General features: G+C 67.5%; 19 protein-coding genes and 1 tRNA gene. 4 read left to right on the top strand and 16 right to left on the bottom strand.

Annotation, left to right across the window (positions count from 1 at the left end):
- Positions 1 to 110 precede the first annotated feature (110 nt).
- The 4 genes from T8S45_RS07870 to T8S45_RS07885 are packed head-to-tail and all read left to right on the top strand — an operon-like array spanning position 111 to position 4,560.
- Positions 111 to 1,352 (top strand): hypothetical protein, encoded by a 1,242-nt coding sequence (locus T8S45_RS07870; protein ID WP_322293340.1) that lies wholly within the window; start codon positions 111 to 113, stop codon positions 1,350 to 1,352.
- 60 nt (positions 1,353 to 1,412) lie between these two features.
- Positions 1,413 to 2,261: a 3-mercaptopyruvate sulfurtransferase gene (gene sseA / locus T8S45_RS07875; RefSeq protein ID WP_322293341.1), complete on the top strand. Its 849-nt coding sequence runs from the start codon at positions 1,413 to 1,415 to the stop codon at positions 2,259 to 2,261.
- On the top strand, positions 2,213 to 3,463 hold the full coding sequence (gene metC, locus T8S45_RS07880) for a cystathionine beta-lyase (RefSeq protein WP_322293342.1): 1,251 nt from the start codon (positions 2,213 to 2,215) through the stop codon (positions 3,461 to 3,463). Before sseA ends, metC begins: the two co-directional genes overlap by 49 nt.
- Positions 3,460 to 4,560: a mechanosensitive ion channel family protein gene (locus T8S45_RS07885; protein WP_322293343.1), complete on the top strand. Its 1,101-nt coding sequence runs from the start codon at positions 3,460 to 3,462 to the stop codon at positions 4,558 to 4,560. Before metC ends, T8S45_RS07885 begins: the two co-directional genes overlap by 4 nt.
- On the opposite strand, the gene T8S45_RS07890 is transcribed toward T8S45_RS07885, so the two are convergent.
- The 16 genes from T8S45_RS07890 to T8S45_RS07965 form a co-directional block, all read right to left on the bottom strand.
- A complete protein-coding gene (locus T8S45_RS07890) occupies positions 4,557 to 5,474 on the bottom strand; it encodes an NAD-dependent epimerase/dehydratase family protein (protein ID WP_322293344.1) in 918 nt (305 codons plus the stop codon). The genes T8S45_RS07885 and T8S45_RS07890 overlap by 4 nt on opposite strands.
- Positions 5,459 to 6,511: a GTPase ObgE gene (gene obgE, locus T8S45_RS07895; protein ID WP_188642364.1), complete on the bottom strand. Its 1,053-nt coding sequence runs from the start codon at positions 6,509 to 6,511 to the stop codon at positions 5,459 to 5,461. Before obgE ends, T8S45_RS07890 begins: the two co-directional genes overlap by 16 nt.
- 92 nt (positions 6,512 to 6,603) lie before the next feature.
- A tRNA-Ala gene (locus T8S45_RS07900) sits at positions 6,604 to 6,679 on the bottom strand.
- Positions 6,680 to 6,766: 87 nt separating this feature from the next.
- Positions 6,767 to 7,669 (bottom strand): hypothetical protein, encoded by a 903-nt coding sequence (locus T8S45_RS07905; protein ID WP_188642365.1) that lies wholly within the window; start codon positions 7,667 to 7,669, stop codon positions 6,767 to 6,769.
- 183 nt (positions 7,670 to 7,852) lie between these two features.
- Positions 7,853 to 8,602: a Bax inhibitor-1/YccA family protein gene (locus tag T8S45_RS07910; RefSeq protein ID WP_188642366.1), complete on the bottom strand. Its 750-nt coding sequence runs from the start codon at positions 8,600 to 8,602 to the stop codon at positions 7,853 to 7,855.
- Between the two features lie 109 nt (positions 8,603 to 8,711).
- Positions 8,712 to 9,512, bottom strand: a complete 801-nt coding sequence (locus tag T8S45_RS07915) for a pyrroline-5-carboxylate reductase family protein (RefSeq protein ID WP_322293345.1) — start codon at positions 9,510 to 9,512, stop codon at positions 8,712 to 8,714.
- A gap of 30 nt (positions 9,513 to 9,542) precedes the next feature.
- Positions 9,543 to 10,046 carry a type III secretion system chaperone family protein gene (locus T8S45_RS07920; protein WP_188642368.1) on the bottom strand — a complete coding sequence of 168 codons (504 nt, stop codon included), beginning with the start codon at positions 10,044 to 10,046 and terminating at the stop codon, positions 9,543 to 9,545.
- A gap of 164 nt (positions 10,047 to 10,210) precedes the next feature.
- On the bottom strand, positions 10,211 to 11,857 hold the full coding sequence (locus T8S45_RS07925) for a tetratricopeptide repeat protein (protein WP_322293346.1): 1,647 nt from the start codon (positions 11,855 to 11,857) through the stop codon (positions 10,211 to 10,213).
- Positions 11,808 to 13,574, bottom strand: a complete 1,767-nt coding sequence (ftsZ, locus tag T8S45_RS07930) for a cell division protein FtsZ (RefSeq protein ID WP_322293347.1) — start codon at positions 13,572 to 13,574, stop codon at positions 11,808 to 11,810. The genes T8S45_RS07925 and ftsZ overlap by 50 nt, the downstream gene beginning before the upstream one ends.
- Positions 13,575 to 13,698: 124 nt before the next feature.
- Complete coding sequence (gene ftsA / locus T8S45_RS07935; RefSeq protein WP_322293348.1) at positions 13,699 to 14,964, bottom strand: cell division protein FtsA; 1,266 nt, start codon at positions 14,962 to 14,964, stop codon at positions 13,699 to 13,701.
- Entirely contained in the window at positions 14,964 to 15,866 is a 903-nt protein-coding gene (locus tag T8S45_RS07940; protein WP_322293349.1) for a cell division protein FtsQ/DivIB, read from the bottom strand. Before T8S45_RS07940 ends, ftsA begins: the two co-directional genes overlap by 1 nt.
- Entirely contained in the window at positions 15,859 to 16,833 is a 975-nt protein-coding gene (locus T8S45_RS07945) for a D-alanine--D-alanine ligase (RefSeq protein ID WP_322293350.1), read from the bottom strand. Before T8S45_RS07945 ends, T8S45_RS07940 begins: the two co-directional genes overlap by 8 nt.
- Positions 16,830 to 17,726, bottom strand: coding sequence for a UDP-N-acetylmuramate dehydrogenase (gene murB / locus T8S45_RS07950; RefSeq protein ID WP_322295204.1), 897 nt, complete (start codon positions 17,724 to 17,726; stop codon positions 16,830 to 16,832). The genes T8S45_RS07945 and murB overlap by 4 nt, the downstream gene beginning before the upstream one ends.
- A 68-nt stretch (positions 17,727 to 17,794) precedes the next feature.
- Positions 17,795 to 19,252, bottom strand: coding sequence for a UDP-N-acetylmuramate--L-alanine ligase (gene murC, locus T8S45_RS07955; protein WP_407654887.1), 1,458 nt, complete (start codon positions 19,250 to 19,252; stop codon positions 17,795 to 17,797).
- Positions 19,249 to 20,424 carry an undecaprenyldiphospho-muramoylpentapeptide beta-N-acetylglucosaminyltransferase gene (murG, locus tag T8S45_RS07960; protein WP_322293351.1) on the bottom strand — a complete coding sequence of 392 codons (1,176 nt, stop codon included), beginning with the start codon at positions 20,422 to 20,424 and terminating at the stop codon, positions 19,249 to 19,251. The genes murC and murG overlap by 4 nt, the downstream gene beginning before the upstream one ends.
- Positions 20,421 to 21,617 (bottom strand): FtsW/RodA/SpoVE family cell cycle protein, encoded by a 1,197-nt coding sequence (locus T8S45_RS07965; RefSeq protein ID WP_322295206.1) that lies wholly within the window; start codon positions 21,615 to 21,617, stop codon positions 20,421 to 20,423. The genes murG and T8S45_RS07965 overlap by 4 nt, the downstream gene beginning before the upstream one ends.
- Position 21,618 lies beyond the last annotated feature (1 nt).

The following is a 21,618-nucleotide window of genomic DNA, read 5'->3' on the forward strand; positions in this document are numbered from 1 at the left end:
GGCGCGAATGACACCGCCTTGCAAGCGCGGGGCTGATTCGCCGCGCTTCACCCGCTATTCAGAGCGCTTTCGCGAAGCCGTCGCATCGCGCCCCAATAGCAGCATCGCCCATGTCAAAGATCCTCGCCCTACCGCTCGCTTCGCTTGCCGCACTGCTTGCGCTTGCCCCGGCGGAAGTCGCCGCGCAGGGCTTCGACCTGCCTCCAGCCCCGACGCCGTCGCCATCCTCTAGCCCGGTCTACGGTCCGCAGGATCCCGACCGGCCGGCCGCGCGCCCGATCCCTGTCCCGACACAGCGCGCGACCCCGGCGGCACGAAGCACGCCCATGTCGCAGCCGAGCGCGACAGCAACGCCGACGCCCTCGCCGCAGTCTCCGGTCGTCCAATCGGTCCCGACATCGCGTCAGACGACTGCCGCGAGGCGACCGACTGAGCCTGCGAACCGGCCCGTAACGACCGAGCGCGCTCCCGGGACGCCCGGCGAGCCGACGTCGCAGCCAGACGCGATTGGTCCGACCGAAATCCCGACCTCGCTGCCGGCCGCTCCGACCACAGCGACCGCTCCGCCCGAGCCTGCCGGAGAGGCACCCACCGACAGCGGCCTGCCTTGGCTGTTGATCGTTCTGGTCGCGCTCGTCATCGCGCTGGCCGGAGGAGCATTTGCCTGGTGGCGTCGACGCGAAGGCCCCGCGGCCGTCAGCGTCCCCCAAATCGAGCGCCCGGCCCCCGTGAAGCGGTCGCCCGCGGCAACCAACCCGGGTCCGGTGCAGGCAGCCACGCCAGCAGCCACGGTCGCCGATCCGTCCAAGGTCGCGCCGCTCCCCTCACCGCCCAAACCCGCCGCCGTGGCCTTCGACAACGGACCGCTGCACGTGGCGTTCGAGGTGCGCGATATCACCGCGACCCTGATGACCGTCACGCTCAACTACCGCATCACCGTGTCCAATCGCGGTCGCGAAACGCTGACCGAGCTGCTGGTCGGGGGCGTGATGGAAGCCGCGCGGGGAGACGTGGCGATCGAGCGCCAGCTCGAGCCCCCGCTGGGCAAGCTGCCCGCTGCGCACAATTCCAAGAACCTCGAGCCCGGCGCGGTGATCGAACTGACCGGAGAATTCCGGGTGCCGCTCGCGCAACTCAACCCGATCCGCCGCGGCGAGCAGGCCCTGTTCGTACCGATCGTCCGTCTGCGCGCGGCCGCTGCCTCCGACGGCAACGATCCCGTGATCGCACAGCAGAGCATCCTGCTGGGGCGGGCCGACCAGGGCCCGGAGCTGGTTCCGATCCGGCTCGACCAGGGGCCGCGCGTCTATCGCCATATCGGCCAGCGCCTCGTCGCCCCGCAGGCCGCGTGACGGGTGGACCTCGCCCTGCGCGCTAGCTAATCCTGATCCTTCGCAGCGGGAGAAGGTGCGATGGACAGTCTCGTATCGACCGAATGGCTCGCGGGAGAGCTCGAAGCCGACGACCTGCGGGTGGTCGACGCCTCGAAGCACCCGTTCGAACCCGAGCGCGACCCGCGCGCCGAATACGAAGCCTCGCACATCCCGGGCGCGGTGTTCCTCGATCTCGGCGCGCTGGTCGACGATGCTGCCGATGCGCCGAACATGCTTCCGCCGCCCGAACAATTCGCCAGCCGGATGCAGGCGCTCGGCATCGGCGACGGCAGCCGGGTCGTGATCTACGACGATCGCAGCCAGGTACGGAGCGCCACCCGCGCCTGGTTCATGTTCAAGCTGTTCGGTGCTTCCAACGTCGCGATCCTCGACGGCGGGCTCGCCAAGTGGGAGCGCGAGGGCCGCCCGGTCGAAAGCGGTCGACGGGAGCGGCGAACGCGCCATTTCACCACCTACGGCTCAGGCCGGCAGGTGCGCTCGAAGGCGGACATGCTCGCCAATATCGATCGCGATGCCGAGCAAGTGGTCGATGCCCGCCCGGCCGAGCGTTTCGAAGGCTCGACGCCCGAGCCGCGCGAGGGCATGGGCGCGGGCCATATCCCCGGCGCATGCAACCTGCCGGTGGGCTGGCTGTTCGAAGACGACGGCACCTGGAAGGACGAGGCGGCCCTGCGCGCCGCGTTCGATCGCGCGGGGGTCGATTTCGACCGGCCGCTGGTCACCAGTTGCGGCAGCGGGATGACGGCCGCCGCGGTCCTGTTCGCGGCGCACCTGCTCGGGAAGGACGACGTCGCGCTGTATGACGGCAGCTGGGCCGAATGGGGCGCAGACCCCGCTACCCCCAAGCAGACGGGGCCGGCGCGCTGACTGCGGATCGCAAACCGCCCAGGAAGACGGCGACACGGCTCGTCGAGGGAGGACGTCGTCCCGAATGGACCGGGGCGGTGGTCAATCCGCCGGTCTGGCGCGGCTCGACCCACCTCTACGACACCCACGAGGAACTCGCGCGCGGGCACCCCAATGCCGACGGGCATTTCCACTACGGGCGGCGTGGCGCGCCGACCCAATGGGCGCTGGCCGAAGCATTGACCGAGCTCGAACCGGGCGCGGCCGGGACGATGCTCTATCCGTCGGGCACGGCGGCCTTGTTTTCCGCGTTGGCGGCGGTGCTCGAAAGCGGCGACCGGCTCGCGCTGACCGACAATGCCTACGAGCCGACGCGGGCGATCGCGTTCGGCCCGCTCAAGCGGATGGGCGTCGAAACGATCACCTTCGATCCGCTCGACCATGCGGCGTTCGAAGCGCTGGTGAGCGAGGACGTGGCCGCGGTCCTGCTCGAGAGCCCCGGCAGCCTGACGATGGAAGTGTGCGACGTGCCCGCGCTGGCGGATATCGCACATCGTCACGGAGCCACGGTCCTGCTCGACAATACCTGGGCGTCGCCGCTCGGCTTCGCCGCGCTCGATCACGGGGCCGATATCGCGATCATGTCGCTGACCAAGCATGTCGGCGGGCATTCCGACCTGCTCATGGGGAGCGCGGCCGGCAACGAGAAATTCTACCGCACGCTCCGGCGCGCGGCGCAGTTGCAGGGCCAGCACGTCTCGCCCGACGATGCCGCGCTGGCTCATCGCGGGTTGCGCACGATGCAATTGCGGCTCGAGCGCGCGACCGAGAACGCCCGAAAAGTGGCCGAATGGCTGGCGGGCCGCGACGAGGTCGCGCAGGTGCTCTGCCCGCTGCTCCCCGGCGCACCCGGCCACGAACTGTGGCAACGCGACTTCACCGGCGGCTGCGGCTTGTTCAGCTTCGTCCTGAAAGGGCGCGACAAACCCGCGCGCGGGCGATTACTCGATGCGCTCGACCTCTTCGGCATGGGCTATAGCTGGGGCGGATACGAAAGCCTTGCCGTGCCGTTCGATCCGGCGCGGATCCGCGACCGGATGGCGTGGCCGCCGCCCGGCTGCGGTCCCGACGACACGCTCGGAATCCGCCTTTCCGTGGGATTGGAAGACAGCGAGGACTTGATTGCAGACCTCGAACAGGGTTTTGCTGCTCTCGACGCATGACGACACCAACCGCCACTCCCTCCGCCCCCGAAACAGCCGCCGATGGCGGTGCGCAACCGCTGCAATCGGTCTTCGACCGGCTGGAGCAGGCGGCCAACGCCACGCCCGAGCCGGTCGACACCGCGACCGGTGCGGTGACCGCGACCGAAGGGATCCGCGAAGTCGCGGCCCAGAACGAAACCGCGGGCACCGTGGTCGAAGCGATCGACGCGGTCGCGCTGACGCTCGGCGACCACCGAATCTCGCTGCTCGACGTGCTGGTGGTGATCGGCATCATCGGCGGCGTGCTGCTGTTCGCCTGGGGCTTCGGCAAGGTCGTGCGCCGCGGCATCCGCAAGTTCAGCGGGTTCGACGCAACCCAGCAATTGCTCGCCGAAAAACTCGTCACGATCGTCGTCTGGGCGGTCGCCTTCCTGATCGGGATCGATTTGCTGGGAATCGATCTCACCGCGCTCGCGGTGTTTTCCGGCGCCTTCGGCCTCGCGATCGGTTTCGGCCTTCAGAAGACCTTCGGTAATTTGATCGCGGGGATCATCCTGCTGATGGACCGCTCGATCAAGCCGGGCGACGTGATCGCGGTGACCGACCAGGCGGGCAAGGAAAGCTTCGGCCAGATTCGCAAGATCGGCATCCGCGCGGTCTCGGTCACCACCCGCGACCAGCGCGAATACCTGATCCCGAACGAAAACCTGATGATCAACCAGGTCGAGAACTGGTCCTATTCGTCAAAGAATGTGCGCATGCAGGTGCCGGTCGGCGTCTCCTATGGCTGCGACATCGGCGTGGCGGAAAAGCTGATGCTTCAGGCGGCGAAGGATTGTCCGCGCGTGCTCGACATCCCGCCTCCCACCGTGTGGCTCGACGGCTATGGCGACAGCAGTGTGAATTTCGTCATCCAGTGCTGGATCAAGGATCCCGAAGACGGGGTCGGCAATGTCCGCTCGCAGGTGCTCAAGAACCTGTGGTGGCTGCTGAAGGAAAACGACATCGAGATCCCGTTCCCGCAGCGCGATCTCAACCTGCGCGGCAACGAACAGTTCGACCAGCTGATCGCTGCCGTCGCGCAGCGCATCGATACGACCGGGAAAGAGCCCTAGAGCCAGCCCTGCGCTTCGTACCAGCGCGCGGTTGCGGCGAGCCCCTCGTACGTATCGATTTGTGGCTGCCACAGCTCCGGTGGCGGCCTGCGATCGGGTCGCGCCACCCAATCGGGATGCACCATGTAACCGACCCGGTCGGGGGTCAGCTTGGCCTTGTCGCCGCGCAGCATCCGGTCGCCGCGTGCGGCGAGCGAGAGCAGCCGGCCGGGCACGCGTGGCACGAATGCCTTGCGCCCTACCGCCGCAGCGATCGCGCGGGCGAGCTCGCCGTGCTCCCACCCCTGCGCGCGCCCATCGTCGGGCTCGTAAATCCGGTCGTCTCCGCGTTGCCCCGCCAGCGTCAAGAGCAGCGATGCGAGGTCATCGACGTGGATCACCGAGGTCCGTCCCTGTGGCGGCATCGGCAGGACGCGCTTCTTCGCCGCGCGGAACAGTTCGAACATCTCGGTATCATGCGGCCCGTAGACCGCCGGAGGGCGGACGATGCTGCAGTCCAGCCCCGAAGCTCGCACGACGTCCTCGCCGCGCTTCTTCGAGCGACCATAGAGCGACAGGTCGGGTTCGCGCGCTGCCAGCGAGGAAACGAGCACGAGGCGTTCCGGTCCCGCTTGTTCGGCCGCACGGGCCAGCGAGTATGCGCCCCGCACATTGGCTGCTTCGAACAGCGCCGGATCGGAAGCGCTGACCACCCCCGCGACATGGATCACCGCGTCGCTATCCGCGACCAACCGTTCGAGTGAAGTATCGTCGGACAGATCGCCTGCGATCCATTCGAGGCCCTCGCGTTCCGACTGCGGGCGGCGGGTCAGCGCGCGCACGGTGTGTCCGGCGGCGAGCGCCCGTTCGATCGTCGCGCGGCCGACGAAACCCGTGCCGCCGGTGATCGCGAGCACGCTCAAATCGGCGACCACTCCGCATCGTCGGCATCTTCGACCTCGGCACTGCCCGGTGCACCGGTCTTCTTCTCGGGCAAATATCCCAGCACCGCGTCGAGCAGTTCGGGGATTCCGTCGCCGGTCGCACCCGAGATCGGGAAGACCTCGTCGACGCCCGCTTCCTTCAACTCGGCGGCGAAGGCTTCGAACAGTTCCTCGTCGACCAGGTCGAGCTTGTTGAGCGCGACGAGGCGGGGCTTGTCCTCGAGCCCTTCGCCATAGGCCGCCAGCTCATCCTCCACCGTCTTGAGCGCATCGACCGGCTCCTCGCCCTCGATATCGATCAGGTGGATCAGCACGCGGCAGCGCTCGATATGGCCGAGGAAGCGATCGCCGATGCCCTTTCCGTCGGCCGCCCCCTCGATCAGGCCGGGGATGTCGGCGATCACGAATTCGCGGCCCTTGTGGCGCACCACGCCGAGTTTGGGCGCAATGGTGGTGAAGGCATAGGCTCCGACCTTGGCCTTGGTGTTGGCCACCGCGTTGAGGAAGGTCGACTTGCCCGCATTGGGCAGCCCGACCAGCCCGACATCGGCGAGCAGCTTCAACCGCAGCCAGACCCACATTTCCTGCGACGGTTCGCCCGGCTGGTGCTGGCGCGGCGCACGGTTGGTCGAGGTCTTGTAGCTCGCATTGCCGCGGCCGCCCATGCCGCCCTCGAGCAGCACGATGCGCTGGCCTTCCTCGGTCAGGTCGGCGAGCACCTCTTCCTTGTCCTCGGACAGGATCTGCGTGCCCACGGGCACCTTGATCACCAGCGGCTTGGCCGAGGCGCCGGTGCGGTCCTTGCCCATGCCGTGGCCGCCGCGATCGGCCTTGAAATGCTGCGAATACCGGAAATCGATCAGCGTGTTGAGCGCGGGCACGGCTTCGAAGACCACGTCCGCTCCGCGACCGCCGTCACCGCCATCGGGACCGCCCATCTCGATATACTTCTCGCGCCGGAAGCTTACGGCCCCGGGGCCGCCTGCGCCCGAACGAATGAAAATCTTGGCCTGGTCGAGGAAATGCATGCTGGTTCAGGTAGTCCGGATGGGCGCGATTGGGAAGGAAAGGGTCCATAAAACCGAAAAAGGCGGCCCGAGGGCCGCCCTTTCATTCCAACTGGTGGAGCCGAGCGGGATCGAACCGCTGACCTCGTCATTGCGAACGACGCGCTCTCCCAACTGAGCTACGGCCCCGTTCCAGTGGCTTCTCGCCGCAGCCTAAGCCGTGCGAGGGGCGCCCATTAGCCAAAGCACGCGCGCGTGCCAAGGGCTAATCGCGACCTATTCCTCGCCGTCGGGCGTGGGGCCGTAGGCCGGCTCGTCGGAGGAGGGCGACGCCGGCGTCGGCGTGGGGCGGATCGGATCGGGATCGGGCAGGGCCGCCGTACCCGGCAGGCTCGCCGGGGCGCCGGTTACGGTGAGCGGCGCATCGGGCGTCGGTACGCTCGGTGCAGTTTCCGGATCGACAGGGGCGATGCCCGTCCCGGTCTGGATCGCGGTGTCGCTGACGAGGCTCGATGCCATGATCGGGGCCGAGATCGGCGTACCGTAGGTTTCTTCCCAATCGGCGACCGCGGCGCGCCAGGCCTCGAATTCGTTATAGAAACTGATCAGCACCTCATCGAGCTCGGCCAGTCCCTGGGTGGCGAAGGATTCGAACTCGGCCGGGTCGACCACGGTGACGCCGAAACTCAGCCGGTTCGCAACGTCGCACAGCTCGGGCATCGTCGGTGGGAAGGCGAAATAATTGTAGACCTTGGTCATGTAGCTTTCGCGCGGCATGACGTAGCGGGCGCCGTATTCGTCGCGAAAGCGCTGTTCGACGCCGCGATTGGCAGCCGAAAGCGCGCGTGCGTGGCGCTTGAGCATGGCGCCGTAATTGTCGACCAGAAGGCTGTAGTCGGGCCCGAGGCAATTGAGCGCCGCGACGTTGAGCGCGCTGCGAAAATTCCACACCACCTGCGAGGTCGAGATGTTGCGGTTGACCGTATCGCGCCTGCCGAAGGCATCCATGGGCGGGATCACCACGCCGCCGGTGACGCCCAAGGGCGGCTGCGGGCGCGGCGGAATGACCACGGCGGCGGGCGGCGGCGGGGGTGGCGGCGGCGGAGGAGGAGGCGGCGGTGCCGGCGTCGCACAAGCGGCGAGCGCCGCCACGAGGGTGACAATGACACCCGTTCTCATCGAATTACGACCCGTCATACCAACCTTCCCGAAAATCCTTAACGACAGCCCCCTGTCCGGACCTGCCTTAGCGGAAGCTGAAGCTCCACGCCAACCAACCTTTGTAATGAATAGCCGCTGACAACGAAAAAGCCCGGCAGGATCACTCCCGCCGGGCTTTCGCGTGTTCGGTCGTCCCTTCGCTTATTCGCGTCCGCCGAGGAAGGCGAGCAGGAACTGGAACATGTTGATGAAGTCGAGATACAGGCTGAGCGCGCCGAGGATCACTGCCTTGCCGGCCCATTCGGTCCCGCGGACATGCATGTACTGCGCCTTCAGTCGCTGCGTATCGTAGGCGGTGAGGCCCGCGAAGATCAGCACGCCGATCGCGCTGATCGCCATGGCGAGGCCGCTCGACTGCAGCCAGATGTTGAGCAGCATCGCAACGAGCAGTCCGACCACGCCCATGATCAGGAAGGTGCCGAAGCCCGACAGGTCCTTCTTGGTGGTGTAGCCGAACAGGCTGAGGCCGGCGAAGGCGGCCGCAGTCGCGAAGAAGGTCAGCGCGATGGATTCACTCGTATAGACGAGGAAGATCGTCGACAGAGATATGCCCATCAGGGTCGCGAAACCCCAGAACATCGCCTGCAAGGCGCCTGCCGAGAAGCGATTGGCGCCCAAGCTCATCGCAAACACGATCGCGAGCGGCGACAAGATCACGATCCAGGCCAGGATACCGCCACTCGTGAACAATTGCGCGGCCATCGAATTCTCGCCGCCTTGGGCGAAGACGAGCGCAATGATCCCCGACAGCAGCACGCCCGAGGTCATGTAGTTGTAGATCGAGAGCATGTGCTTGCGCAGCCCCGTGTCGCGCACGGTGCTCGGCACCGAGGCGCTGTCGATGCCGGTTCCGTAACCGACGCCGGTGCGCTGGTCGTTCCAATCGGCCATTCGTCGAACTCCTATCCCGTCCGCGCCACCATAGGCGCTGACTTGTGCCGACAATATCGGCATCCATCGGCTTAATTTCAAGCGTAATCGGTCATCGCGACCGTACGCGTCACTTACCCGATTTACGCGCTTCTTCCGCCATTTCGGTGCCCCGGTCGCGCGCGGCAGCGAGCGTGTCGCGGAGCAGATTGCGTAGTGCATCGCCCTCGTCGAGCACGTCCATGCCCTTTTGCGTCATGCCGCCGGGGCTCGCGACCCGTTTGGCGAGTTCGCCCGGCGAGTGCCGCGAATTCACCGCCAGCTGGGTCGCCCCGTCGACCATGGCGAGCGCCAGCTTGTCGGCTTCCTCGCGATCGAGCCCGAGATCGGTCGCCGCTCCTGCGATCGCATCGATGAAGCGGTAGACGAAGGCCGGGCCCGAACCGCCCAGCGCGGTGGTCAGCTCGTAGTTTTCCTCATCGACCCAGGCGAAGGGGCCGAGCGGCTTGGCCAGCTGTTCGACGGCTTCGCGCTGCTTTTCGGTCAGGCTGCGGCCTGCCAGCGCGATCGGCGACTTGCCCAGCGCACAGGCTAGGTTCGGCATCAGGCGGATCACCTTGCCCGCATTGGGAAAGGCCTTGCGCAGCGAATCGAGGTCGACCCCGGCGAGGATCGAGATGATCGTCGCGCCGTTCGAAGCCGGGCCCAGCTTGGGCGCGACGTCGGCGAGCATGTGCGGCTTGAACCCCAGCACCAGCGCGTCGAAGGGCGTGGGCGGGATATCGGTGACCAGCTTGGTCCCCTGCGGCACCGTTTTCGGGCGCGGGTTGTAGATCGTGAAGTGGTGCGGCGGGATTCCGCCCGCGATCCAGCCTTCGACCATAGCCGAGGCCATGTTGCCGAAACCGCAGACAAGGATACGTTCAAACATTGCGCGATGCCTCCATGGGCATTGCGCCTATTAGGCTTCGCCCGCTGCGTCCACCATTGCATTGGCCAGCGCTTCGGCCGGTTCCTTGTCGCCCCACAGCGCGAACTGGAAGGCGGGATAGAACCGGTCGCATTCGGCCACCGCCGCCTCGACCGCGGCTTTGGCCTGGGCCAGGCTGAGCAATCCGTCGTCGCCGAGCATCAGCCCGTGGCGGTAGAGCAGCATCCCGCCATTCGACCAGATGTCGAAATGGCCGAGCCAGAGCTGTTCGTTGACCATCGCCAGAAGCTCGAACACGGCCACCCGCTTTTCCTGCGGCACGCGCACTTCGGGCAGGCAGAGCAATTGCAGGACATGATCGTCGCGCCGCCACACGCCGCGCAGCTGGTAGGTCGTCCAACTGCCGCGGATCTCACCCGCGATCTCGTTCTCCTGGGTCAGCTCGAAGGGCCAGCCATGGGCTTCGAACAGCGCCGCGAGCATTTCGACCGGTGCGGCATCCTCGGTGGCCGTGATTGCGTTTACCGTACCCATGCTTCCCTCATGTCCATGGGCGCCCTTATGAATCGCCATGACTCCCGGGAGCAATGTGCGCCGGACTCGCAGCTGCGTATAACTCGATAAGCCTGTGGTATCGCTGTGGAAAAGCCCGGCAGGAACTGGGGATAACTACCCTGCGTCGCAATCCGCGGAGCAGCTCAACGGTCGGGCAGGAGGATCACTTCCTCGCCATCTTCGGACCGCCAGACAAGGCTGTCATGCCCCGCTTCCTTGAGCGCATTAACCAAGTCCATGGCCTCCGCGCGCGACGCGAAGGGACCGGTTACCATCCGGTTGGTCTGGCCCAGCCCAGCTCGATAGCCATCGCGGCCCTCGAGCTGCGAATGGCGTCGCTGGAGCCGGCGCCAGTCGAAGGCCAGCGCATCGACGTCGCGACCGATTCCGAGCTGGACCCAGATTCGCGCGGGGTTCGGTGGCGGCGGGGGGTCTTCGGGCTGCGGGCGCGCAGGTTCGATCCCGGTCACGTCGACCCCGCCCTCCGACGCATCCGGATCGACCGTCGGCCTCACGAAATCGCCGAATGCGCTGGCGAAATCGGGTTCGGGTTCCGCAATCGGCTCTTCGCGCGTCGTCGACGGCACCTGCGACAGGTCGAATCCCGCGCTTGGCTGCACCGGCTGCTCGACCGGCGCCGCGGCGCCCTGCTCCTGTGTCGGCAGGGTGGAGCGCGAGACTTCGCCTGCACGCGTCTCCGGGTTCGACGGAGCCGGATCTGCCGCTGGCGCCGAATCGGTACGTTCGCGCGGGACCGCTGTTCGAGACTGGCGATCGCGCAGCGTCGTCGCCTGCCGGGCAAGCACTTCACCATCGCTGTCGCGCGTGACTGCGTCCGCTGGCTCGGGGCGGCTGGCCTGCGTCGTTCCTGCGTCCGGCCCGAAGGGCTGGCCCTGCGGCACCAGGCCGTCACCGGGCTGTCGCCGCCCCTGCGCCGCCGATTGCGGGCTGCGGACATAGGCCGCGATCTCGGGCGTATCGCGACCGATCTGGCTCGAGCGGGGGAATTGGCCGAGATTGGCGGCCGCCGCTTGCTGGGCGGCCGTCAATCGCGGCATGATCCGCAGGAATGGCTCCATCTCGCGCGCGAGTCCGGCGGGCATGACCGCGTTGGCGACCGTGACCGCCTCGTCGCTCGCGCCGAGGATCGCCAGCGCGAAGGCGCGCGTCCGCCATGCCGCCTTGTTCTGTCGTTGCAGCAGCGGCAGCAGGGTGGCTTCGGACGCTTCACGATCGCCCGCGATCGCCTGGCTGAGCGACAGCCGCCGGACGAGTTCCTCCGAACGGGTCACGGCGAGGGCCTCGCGATAGATCGCCTGCGCGCGGGCCTGGTCGCCGACCAGGTCATAGGCCAGCCCGCGTTCGGCGACGATCGAGAGATCGCGCAGCGCGTCGTCCCCGACATTATCGAACAGGCTGAGCGCCAGCACCGGCTCGTTTCGCCGGACCTGGACCGCTGCCAACCCCGCCAGCGCGTCGCTGCTGCCCGGATCGAGATCGCGCAGGCGCGAGAAGAAACCCAGCGCCGCGTCGGTATCGCCCAGCGCCAGCGCCGAGCGCCCCGCCGTCAGCAGCGCACGCCGTTCGTTCGGGTTGCGCGCCAATGTCTGCAGGGCCTCGGTGAGCGCGCGCTCCTCGGCGCTCGGAAGTCGCTGGACGACTTCCTGCGCCTGGATGGCGAAAGGCAGGACCGGTGCCGCCCCGGCACAGGCCAGCGCGGCGAGCGTCGTGCGCAGCGGCTTACTGGTTGTTCTGGCGGCCGAGGAAGCGCGGAATATTGACGGCGCCATTGTCGTCCTCCTCCTCGTCTTCCCCCGCGCCCTTTTCCGGTTCCGACGAGGGCTTGCCCCCGCCGCGCGACAGGTTCGCCATGCGTTCGAACAGCGTGCTGCCGCCGCCCGGAACCGGCGGACCGCCCGAAGGCTGGGCCGGGGCCCCACCTGCCGAGGTCCCGCCGAGGCCGTCGGCGGCGGACGGTGCGGGTTCGGGAGCTGGGGACGGCGTGCCCGCCTCGTCATCGCGGTTTTCGGCGAGCCGCGAGGCGTCGAGCAGCAATTCGTCTTCGCCCTCGTCCTCGACCTCGTCGATGCTCTTGGGCATGCGCGGAAGACCACCGCCGGTCAGGTCGGCATAGGCATCCTCGTTGACGTCGTCTTCGCCTTCCTCGTCCTCGGCGAAATCGAGCGACAAATCGAGCGGTTCGTCATCATCGTCGGAGAAGCCATGGTCTTCTCCGGGCGCGGTGTAGCCGCTGTCGTCGGCCGGTGGCGGCACCGCGTCGTCCGACGCGCCGGAATAATCATCGCCGCCGTCGAAGCCCTCATTGGTGTCGAGGTCGTCGACCGGTTTCGCCTCGCCGCGGCGCGCGAGCGGGGAGTCGCCGAACCCGGCATCGACGGGCTCGGGCGAGGCTTCCTGCGGTTCGGGCGCTTCGTAGGTGATCTCGGGTTCGGGCACCGGTTCCTTCTTGACCGGCTCGGGCACGCGGGACGCCGGCGACGGGGTACGCGCCGCACGACCGCCGTCATGCGCGCCCGCGACATGGCCGTCGATCCCGGTCGCCACGACCGAGACGCGGATCTTGCCTTCGAGGTCGGGGTTGAACGCCGAGCCCCAGATGATGTTGGCATCGGGATCGACGAGCTCGCGGATGTGGTTGGCGGCCTCGTCGACTTCGAGCAGGCGCATGTCCTCGCCGCCGATGATCGAGATGATGACCCCGCGGGCGCCCTGCATCGAGACGCCGTCGAGCAGCGGATTGGCGATCGCCATTTCGGCCGCCTCGAGCGCGCGGCTTTCGCCCTCGCTTTCGCCGGTGCCCATCATGGCCTTGCCCATTTCCTGCATCACCGAGCGGATGTCGGCGAAGTCGAGGTTGATCAGGCCGGGCATCACCATCAGGTCGGTGATCGAGCGGACGCCCTGCTGCAGCACCTCGTCGGCGAGCTGGAATGCTTCCTTGAAGGTCGTCTCGGCCTTGGCGACGAGGAACAGGTTCTGGTTGGGGATGACGATCAGCGTGTCGACATGGTCCTGCAGCTGGTCGATCCCCTGTTCGGCCGAGCGCATGCGCCGCGTGCCTTCGAACAGGAAGGGCTTGGTCACCACGCCGACGGTGAGGATCCCCATCTTGCGCGCGGTTTCGGCGATCACAGGTGCGGCGCCGGTGCCGGTGCCGCCGCCCATGCCGGCCGCGATGAAAACCATGTTGACGCCTTCGAGCGCCTTTTCGATTTCCTCGATCGTTTCTTCCGCCGCAGCACGGCCGACTTCGGGCCGCGCGCCTGCGCCCAGCCCCTTGGTCAGTTCGGGACCGAGCTGGATGCGGGTTTCGGCGACGGAGCTGTTGAGCGCCTGTGCGTCGGTGTTCGCGTAGACGAAGTCGACGCCCTCGATATCGGCATCGATCATGTTGGTGATCGCGTTGCCGCCCGCGCCGCCCACGCCGATGACGACGATGCGAGGACGCAGTTCGTCCATGTCTGCCGGGGCGATATTGATGCTCATTCCATTCTCTCCTGAAAGCACGCAGCTCTCACCAGGGGGTATTCACTCATAGCAATGGCACAATGCCATGTGCTGTTCCAAAACATATCGGCGACTAATCCACTGTCTCAAGCAGGGGAATCGCCTAGAATCCGTCCTTCATGATGCGCCAGATGCGTTTCGCCATGCCCAGCGGGCCGCTGCCCCCGCTGCTTTCGCCGCCTCCGCGCAAGGCCCGAAGGTCCATCGGCGGGTTCGCGGCATGGAGCGCGAGGCCCGCGAGCGTCGCGAATCCGGGCCCCGAATGCGCCTCCGCCATGCCGCGCACGAAGCCCGGCTTGCCCAGTCGCACCGGGCGTCCCAGCGCGCCCTGCATGTAATCGGCGATCCCCGCCAGTTCCGAACCGCCGCCGGTGAGCACGATCTGCCGACCCGTCCCGGCATTGCCGCCCATGCGCTTCAGCGCGGCCCCGACATCGGCGGTGAAACGCGCCAATTCCTGCCCGACGACGGCAACGAGATCGGCGCGGGCGATGGTGCCGGCCTCCTCGCCCGCGTCGCCTTCGGCCTCGAGCCCGACGATCGGCAGCATTTCCTTGTGGTCGGCGAGCGAGGCGAGCGCCGAACCGTGGACGCATTTCAACCGTTCGGCCTGCCCGCGGCGGATGCCGAAGCTCGAGGCGATCGCCTCGGTCATGTCGGCCGAGCCCCAGGTGATGGTCTGCAGGCCGACCGGCTTTCCGCGCGAAAACAGCGCGATGGTGGTCACTTCTCCGCCGAATTCGACCAGCGCGCAGCCGAGGTCGAGCTCCTCCTCGGTAAGACAGGCCTGCGCCGCGGCGATCGGCGAAGCGACGATCCCGGCGACGTCGTAGTGCGCATTCTGGACGACTTCGCGCATGTTGCGGATCGGCGCCGGATCGGCGAGCACGGCGTGGACGTGGACGCCGAGCTGCTCGGCATGCATGCCGACCGGGTCGAGCACGCCCTGCGCGTCGTCCATCGTGTAGAGCGCCGGCTGGGCGTGGAGCAGCTGACCGCGATCGCGCCCGATCCGCTCGCGCGCGAGCAGCAGCAGCGTCTCGACGTCCTCGCCCTCGACCCGGCGTCCGCCGATCTCGCACTCGGCGGGCACGATCTCGCTGCGCAGGCCGGCACCCGAACACCCAACCCAGACCTCGCGCACGCTGCGCTCGGCGATCTGTTCGGCGCGGTCGATCACGTGGCGCACGGCGGCGCTCGCGGCGTTCATGTCGACCACGTAGCCGCGGCGAAACCCGTCGGCCTTGCGGTGATGCGCGCCGAGCACGGTCACCTCGCCGCCTTCGCCGACCTGCGCGACGAGCGCCGAAACGCGGAAACTGCCGAGATTGACCGCGCCGATCACGCGGCCCGGTTTGGGCGCGGCCATTATTCCTCTTTCTCCTCGAGCGCGCGCTCGGCGCGGCCGGGTTCGCGCAGGTAGATGCGTGGCGGGTTGCGCATGTCGAAACTGGTCGCCTTGCCCCCCAACAGGCGATTGCGCCCGTCAAGCTGGGCGAATTCGATCAGCGCGGTCGAGGCGGATCGCTCGCCCTCGGGCAGCGCGAGCACCTGCCCGGTCTTGAAATGGACGTTCCAGCGACGATTGCCGATCCATTCGGCCTCGGCGATCTGCGGGCGCAGCGCAGGCGCCGATTGCAGCAGGCGTTCGAGCGACTGGATCCGCTCGGCCGAGCCCGCCCCGGCGAGGATCAGGTAATCCTCCGCCTCCTTGCGGCTCACGACGTCGAGTTCACGTCCTTCGCTGTCGACCAGCACCAACCGGTCGGCCTTGCGCAGGACCGCGACCGGTTCGCGTTCGACGATATCGACCACCAGCGTATCGGGCAGCTGGCGCGACACGCGCGCATCCTCGACCCAGGGGAGGGTCAGCAGGTCTTCGCGCAGCATGTCGAGATCGACCAGCGGCAACGCGCGCTGCTCGAGATCGAGCACCCGGTCGTAGACGCGCCGCTCGTTGAGGTTGTCGGTTCCGCGCACGTCGACCCGGATCACTTCGAACCCGGCGTCGTGGGCGATGACCGCGACCTGATGGCGCGCCATGGTCGGAACACCCGCCGCGACCGCGACGGTCCAGGCCAGCGCCAGCCCGCCGGCGATGATCAGCGCCGCGAACACGCCCTGCCATTGTTTCTGGCTGAGCGGGATCGCGCCCAGTGCGGTATCGAGCACCGAGGCCGATTTCCTGCGCGCCGCGCTCGCCTTGGCGCGCGTGTTCTTGCGCCGCGCGGTGGTGCGCGCGGGTGTGGCCTTGCGCTTGACCCTAGCCATCGGCCCGCTCCGCCCCCGCCGACTGGCGGCTCCAGGCTTCGGCGAGGATCGCCTCGACCAGTTCCTCGTAGGAGATGCCGCAATGCCGCGCCTGTTCGGGCACGAGGCTCAAAGGCGTCATGCCCGGCTGGGTGTTGGTTTCGAGCACGAACAGACCGTCTTCGCCCTGCTCGTCGTCCCAACGGAAATCGGTGCGGCTGGTGCCGCGACAGGCCAGCAGGCGATGCGCGGAAAGCGCGTGCGCCTTGCAAAGTTCGGCGATCCGCTCGGGGATTTCGGCGGGGCAGACGTGCTCGGTCAGCCCGTCGGTGTACTTGGCATCGAAATCGTAGAAGCCCGCCTTGGGCTTCAACTCGGTCACGGTGAGCGCGCGCGCTTCCGTGCCATCGTCGAGCACCGCGACGGTGAGTTCGCGCCCGCGAATGAACGGCTCGGCGAGCAGTTCGCGGAAATCCTGCCACGGACCCTTCGCATCACGCGCGATCGGATTGCCGTAATTGCTTTCGTCGGTGACGATCGCCACGCCGACCGAGCTGCCCTCGTTCACCGGCTTGAGGACGTAGGGGCGCGGCAGCGGATCGCGCTCGTGCACCTCGGCGCTCTTGACGATGCGCCCGCCGGGCATCGGAATGCCGTGCGGTACCAGCGCCTGCTTGGTCAGCTGCTTGTCGATCGCGATGACCGAGGCGGCGAGACCCGCGTGGGTATAGGGGATGCCCATCAGGTCGAGCATGCCCTGCACGCTGCCATCCTCGCCCGGCACGCCGTGAAGCGCGTTGAAGACGACATCGGGTGCGGCCTCGGCTATGCGCGCCGCGACCTGCCGATCCATGTCGATCCGCGTGACCGTGTGCCCATTGGCTTCGAGCGCCTTGGCGACGCCCTCCCCGCTCATCAGCGACACCGGGCGCTCGTTCGCCCAGCCGCCCATCAGGACGGCGACGTGGAGACGGGGCAGATCAGTCATGGCCGCCCCACGCGCTGGATTTCCCATTCGAGGTCGACGCCGCTGTCCGCGCGCACGCGGCGGCGGACTTCCTCGCCCAGCCCCTCGATATCGGCACTGGTCGCATCGCCGGTATTGATCAGGAAATTGGTGTGTTTTTCGCTCACCTGCGCTCCGCCCATGGTCAGGCCCCGGCAACCGGCGGCGTCGACATATTGCCACGCCTTCCCGCCTTCGGGGTTCTTGAAGGTCGAACCGCCGGTCTTGGTCCGCAGCGGCTGCGATTGCTCGCGCGCTTCGGCGATCCGGTCCATTTCCGCGCCGATATCCTCGGGATCGCCCGGTTCGCCCCTGAAGCGGGCAGAAACGACCACCGCGCCGTCGGGCAGTTCGGAATGGCGATAGGAATAGCGCAGCGCCTCGGCCGGCAGGACCATGCTGTCGCCATTGCGCATCACCACGGTGCAATCGACCAGCACGTCGGCCACTTCGCGGCCATAGGCGCCGCCGTTCATTCGCACGAAACCGCCAACCGTGCCGGGGATGCCGCGCATGAATTCGAGCCCCGCAATCCCCGCATCGCGGGCCGAGGATGCGGCGAGGATACCGGGCGTACCGCCGCCCGCCCTGACCACGTTGCCGTCCTCGATCTCGCAACCCGAAAACGGCTTGCCGAGGCGGATCACCACGCCGGGGACCCCGCCGTCGCGCACGATCAGGTTCGAGCCAAGCCCGAGCGGCATCACCGGCACGGCTGGGTCGAGCCGCGAGAGGAAGGTGCGGAGGTCATCGAGGTCAGCGGGTTCGAACAGCCAGTCGGCCGTGCCGCCGCTCTTGAACCAGACCAGCTTGGCAAGCGGCGCACATTTGGTCAGCGAGCCGCGTGCCGCGCTTTCGGGCACGCGCGCGACCATCGCCTCGTCGCTCGTGCAATCGGGCGCGTCGTTCGAGCATTCGCCTTTCCAGTCGTCGGGCTGATCGATCACTTGTCTTTTCGCTCCTCGATCGCGTCCGCCAGCCCGGCAGCGATCCTGGTGATGTCTCCGGCGCCGAGGCAGACCACGAGGTCGCCCGCGCGCACTTCCTCGGCCAGTCGGGTCGCGAGCGCCTCTTCGTCGGCGACTTCCTCGGCCGCCCGCGCACCGCGATCGCGCAAGCCTGCGACCAGCGCGGCGGCGTCGACGCCCTCGATCGGGTCCTCGCCCGCCTCGTAGACTGGGGTCACGAACACCATGTCGGCATCGTTGAAGGCGCCCTGGAAATCTCCCATCAGGTCGCGCAGGCGGGTGTAGCGGTGGGGCTGGCACACCGCGATCACGCGCCCGCCCTCGCCCGCCGCAGCGACGTTCTCGCGGGCGGCGGAAAGGACGGCCCGGATCTCGACCGGGTGATGGCCGTAATCGTCGATCACCGTCGCACTGCCGCCCTCGCAGGCCACCTCGCCGACCTTGGTAAAGCGTCGCTTGACCCCGCCGAACTGGTCGAAGCCGTTGCAGATATATTCGTCCGCACAGCCCATCTCGGCGGCCACGGCTACCGCGGCGATCGCGTTCTGGACATTGTGCCGCCCCGACATGGGCAGGTCGATATCGCTGATCGTGCGCTCGCTGCCATCGCGGTCTCGGATCACCACGTCGAAGCGATTGCCGGTCGCGGTCGGGCGGATGTTCTGGCCGCGCACATCGGCCTGCGCGGAAAAGCCGTAGGTCACCACGCGGCGATCGCGCACCATCGGGATGATGTTCTGGACCTCGGGATGGTCGACGCACAGCATCGCCGCTCCGTAGAACGGGACATTCTCAATGAACTCGACGAACGCCTTCTTGACCTCATCGAAGCCGCCGTAGTGATCGAGGTGCTCGGGATCGATATTGGTGACGACCGCGATCGTCCCGTCGAGCCGCAGGAAGCTGCCGTCGCTCTCGTCAGCTTCGACCACCATCCAGTCGCTATCGCCGAGCCGGGCGTTCGAGCCGTACTGGTTGATGATGCCGCCATTAATCACGGTCGGGTCGACCCCGCCCGCATCGAGCAGCGCGGCGATCATGCTGGTGGTCGTGGTCTTGCCGTGGGTGCCCGCGACGGCGACCGTGCGCTTCAGGCGCATCAGCTCGGCGAGCATTTCGGCGCGGCGGACCACGGGGATACGCTTCTCCAGCGCGGCGGCGACTTCGGGATTGGTGCGCTTCACCGCGGTCGAGGTCACCACCACCGCCGCATCGCCGAGATTGTCGGGCGAATGGCCGATCGCGACGGGGATTCCCGCATCGCGCAAAGAGACCACACGCGCGCTCTCGGCGATGTCCGAGCCCTGCACGCTGTAGCCGAGATTGTGCATGACCTCGGCGATGCCCGACATGCCGATCCCGCCGATCCCGACGAAATGGATCTTGCCGATATCGCGCATGCCGCCCATCGGCAAATTGCCCGCGCCGCTCATGCCCCGGCTCCCTGCATTTCGCCCGAAACCTCTCTTTCGGTGCTGTCTCCCATGCGGATCACGTCCATCAACGGCGCACCGCCGAACCCCTCGACGAGGTCGGCAAGCTTCTGTGCGGCCTTGGGATGGCCGCAATTCCACGCGGCATGGGCGGCGTTGGCCAGCGCATCGGGGCGTTCGGCCAGCGCCTTGATCTGCTTGGCCAGCTCCTTGGCAACGAAATTTTCCTGCCGGATCGCGCGCGCGCCGCCAGCCTTGACCATTTCGCGTGCATTGACGGCCTGGTGGTCGTCGGTCGCGATCGGCAGCGGGACGAGGATCGCCGGTCGCCCCACCGTGGTGAGTTCGGCGATGGTCGAGGCGCCCGCACGCCCGATAAACAGGTGCGCGCGCGCCAGCCGTTCGTGCATGTCCTCGAAGAACGTGCCGAGCTCCGCCGGGATCTCGTGGCTGGCATAGCGTTCGCGCACCGCCTCGATATCTTCGGGGCGACATTGCTGGACCACCTGCAACCGGCTGCGGAGCGCATTGGGAAGCATGGCCAGACCATCGGGCACGACCTCGGACAGGATTCGCGCACCCTGGCTGCCGCCGGTCACCAGCACCCGCAGCAGGCTGTCTTCGGACACCGGGGGAAACGGTTCGTCGCGCAGCGCGAGCACTTCCTTGCGCACCGGGTTGCCGGTCAGTTCGACCTTGTAGCGATGCTTGTCGTCGAGCCGCCGGGTCTCCTGGTAGCTGGTCGCGATCGCATCGACCCCGCCCGCGAGCAGGCGATTGACGCGGCCGAGCACGGCGTTCTGTTCGTGCAGCACCGCCGGGACCTTCGCCTTGCGCGCAGCCATCAGGGTCGGGAGCGAGGGATAGCCTCCGAACCCGACCACCGCGGTGGGTTCGAAGCTTTCGAACAGCCTCAGCGCCATCTTGCGCCCTGCCAGAACTGCGCGAATCCCCTTGATGAGCTGGATCGGGTTCTTCGAAAAGCGCCCGGCGGGGACGACATGCGTTTCGAGATAATCGGGCTTGCCCGGGATCGCGTCGCCGCGTTCGTCGGTGACCAGCGCGACGTGATGGCCGCGCGCATGCAATTCGTCCGCGAGCGCGAAGGCGGGAATCAAATGTCCCCCGGTCCCCCCGGCGGCGAGAACGAAATGGCGGTTGGCGGTGGTCAAGCGTCGTCTCCCCGATCGGCCCATAGCGGCCCTTCGCGGCTCAGATAGGGATTTCGCCGCGTGAGTGCGAGCAACATTCCGAGCGCCAGGAAAAGCGCGATGGTCGAGGAGCCGCCATAGGAAATCAGCGGCAGCGTCATCCCCTTGGAAGGGAACAGCTGGAGGTTGACGAGGATGTTGATGAAGGCCTGACCCCCGACCAGCGCGACCAGCCCGGTCGATGCAAGCACGGCGAAAAGGTCCTCCTCGTCGGCCACGCGCGAGAGGATCCGGATCACGAGCGCGAGATAGACCAGGATGACGATGCCGCAGGTCACCAGCCCGAATTCCTCGCCGATCACCGAGAAGATATAGTCGGTATGCGCTTCGGGCAGCGCCATCTTGCGTTCGCCCATGAACGGCCCGGTGCCGAGCCAGCCGCCCGCCCGGAGCGTGCGCGCGGCAAGATCGACCTGGTCGAACTCGGTCCCGCCGGAGAAAAAGGCGAGGATGCGGTTCCGCCCGTTCTCGTAAAGCAGGAGAACGAGCGCCAGCGCACCCAAGGCTGCGCCGCCGAACATCGCGAAGCGCTGGAACGGAACGCCCGAAACGAGAATCAACACGCCGAGTACGCCGCCGAAAAGCACGGTCGAGCCGAAATCGGGCTGCATCATCAGCAGCGCCGCGATCAGCCCGAAATAGGCGACCGCCAATCCGACCACAGGAATGCCGGGATCTTTCAGGCGCCAGCTCAGCACCCAGGCGAGCGCGACCGCGAAGGCGGGCTTGAGGAACTCGGCCGGCTGGACGCCCATGCCGAGCCGGATCCAGCGCTGCGCCCCGTTCACTTCGTATCCGGCGATCGGGACCAGCAGCAGCAGGCCGGTAAAGCCCGCCGCCGCGAGCAGCGCACCGCGCCGCACGTCGCGCTTGGATTGCATCGAAACGAAGATCATCGCCGCGAAGCCGACCGTCAGCCAGCGCAGGTGGAGATAGAGAAAGTGCAGCGGATCGAGCCGTTCGCTCGCAGTGGACAGGTCCGCCGCGGTCGCGGGCGATGCCACCGCCACCGCCGCGATCCCGATCCCGGCGAGCGCGACGATCAATCCGAGCAGGAATTTGTCGAGCTCTCGCCACCAGACGGCGAGTTCCTCGATCCGCGAACGAGGGCGGGCGACCGGCAGCTTTCCGCGCTGGGGGCTGAGCGACGACATC

This window comes from Pseudoblastomonas marina (genome assembly GCF_034374265.1).
GTDB classification, from domain to species: domain Bacteria; phylum Pseudomonadota; class Alphaproteobacteria; order Sphingomonadales; family Sphingomonadaceae; genus Alteriqipengyuania_A; species Alteriqipengyuania_A marina.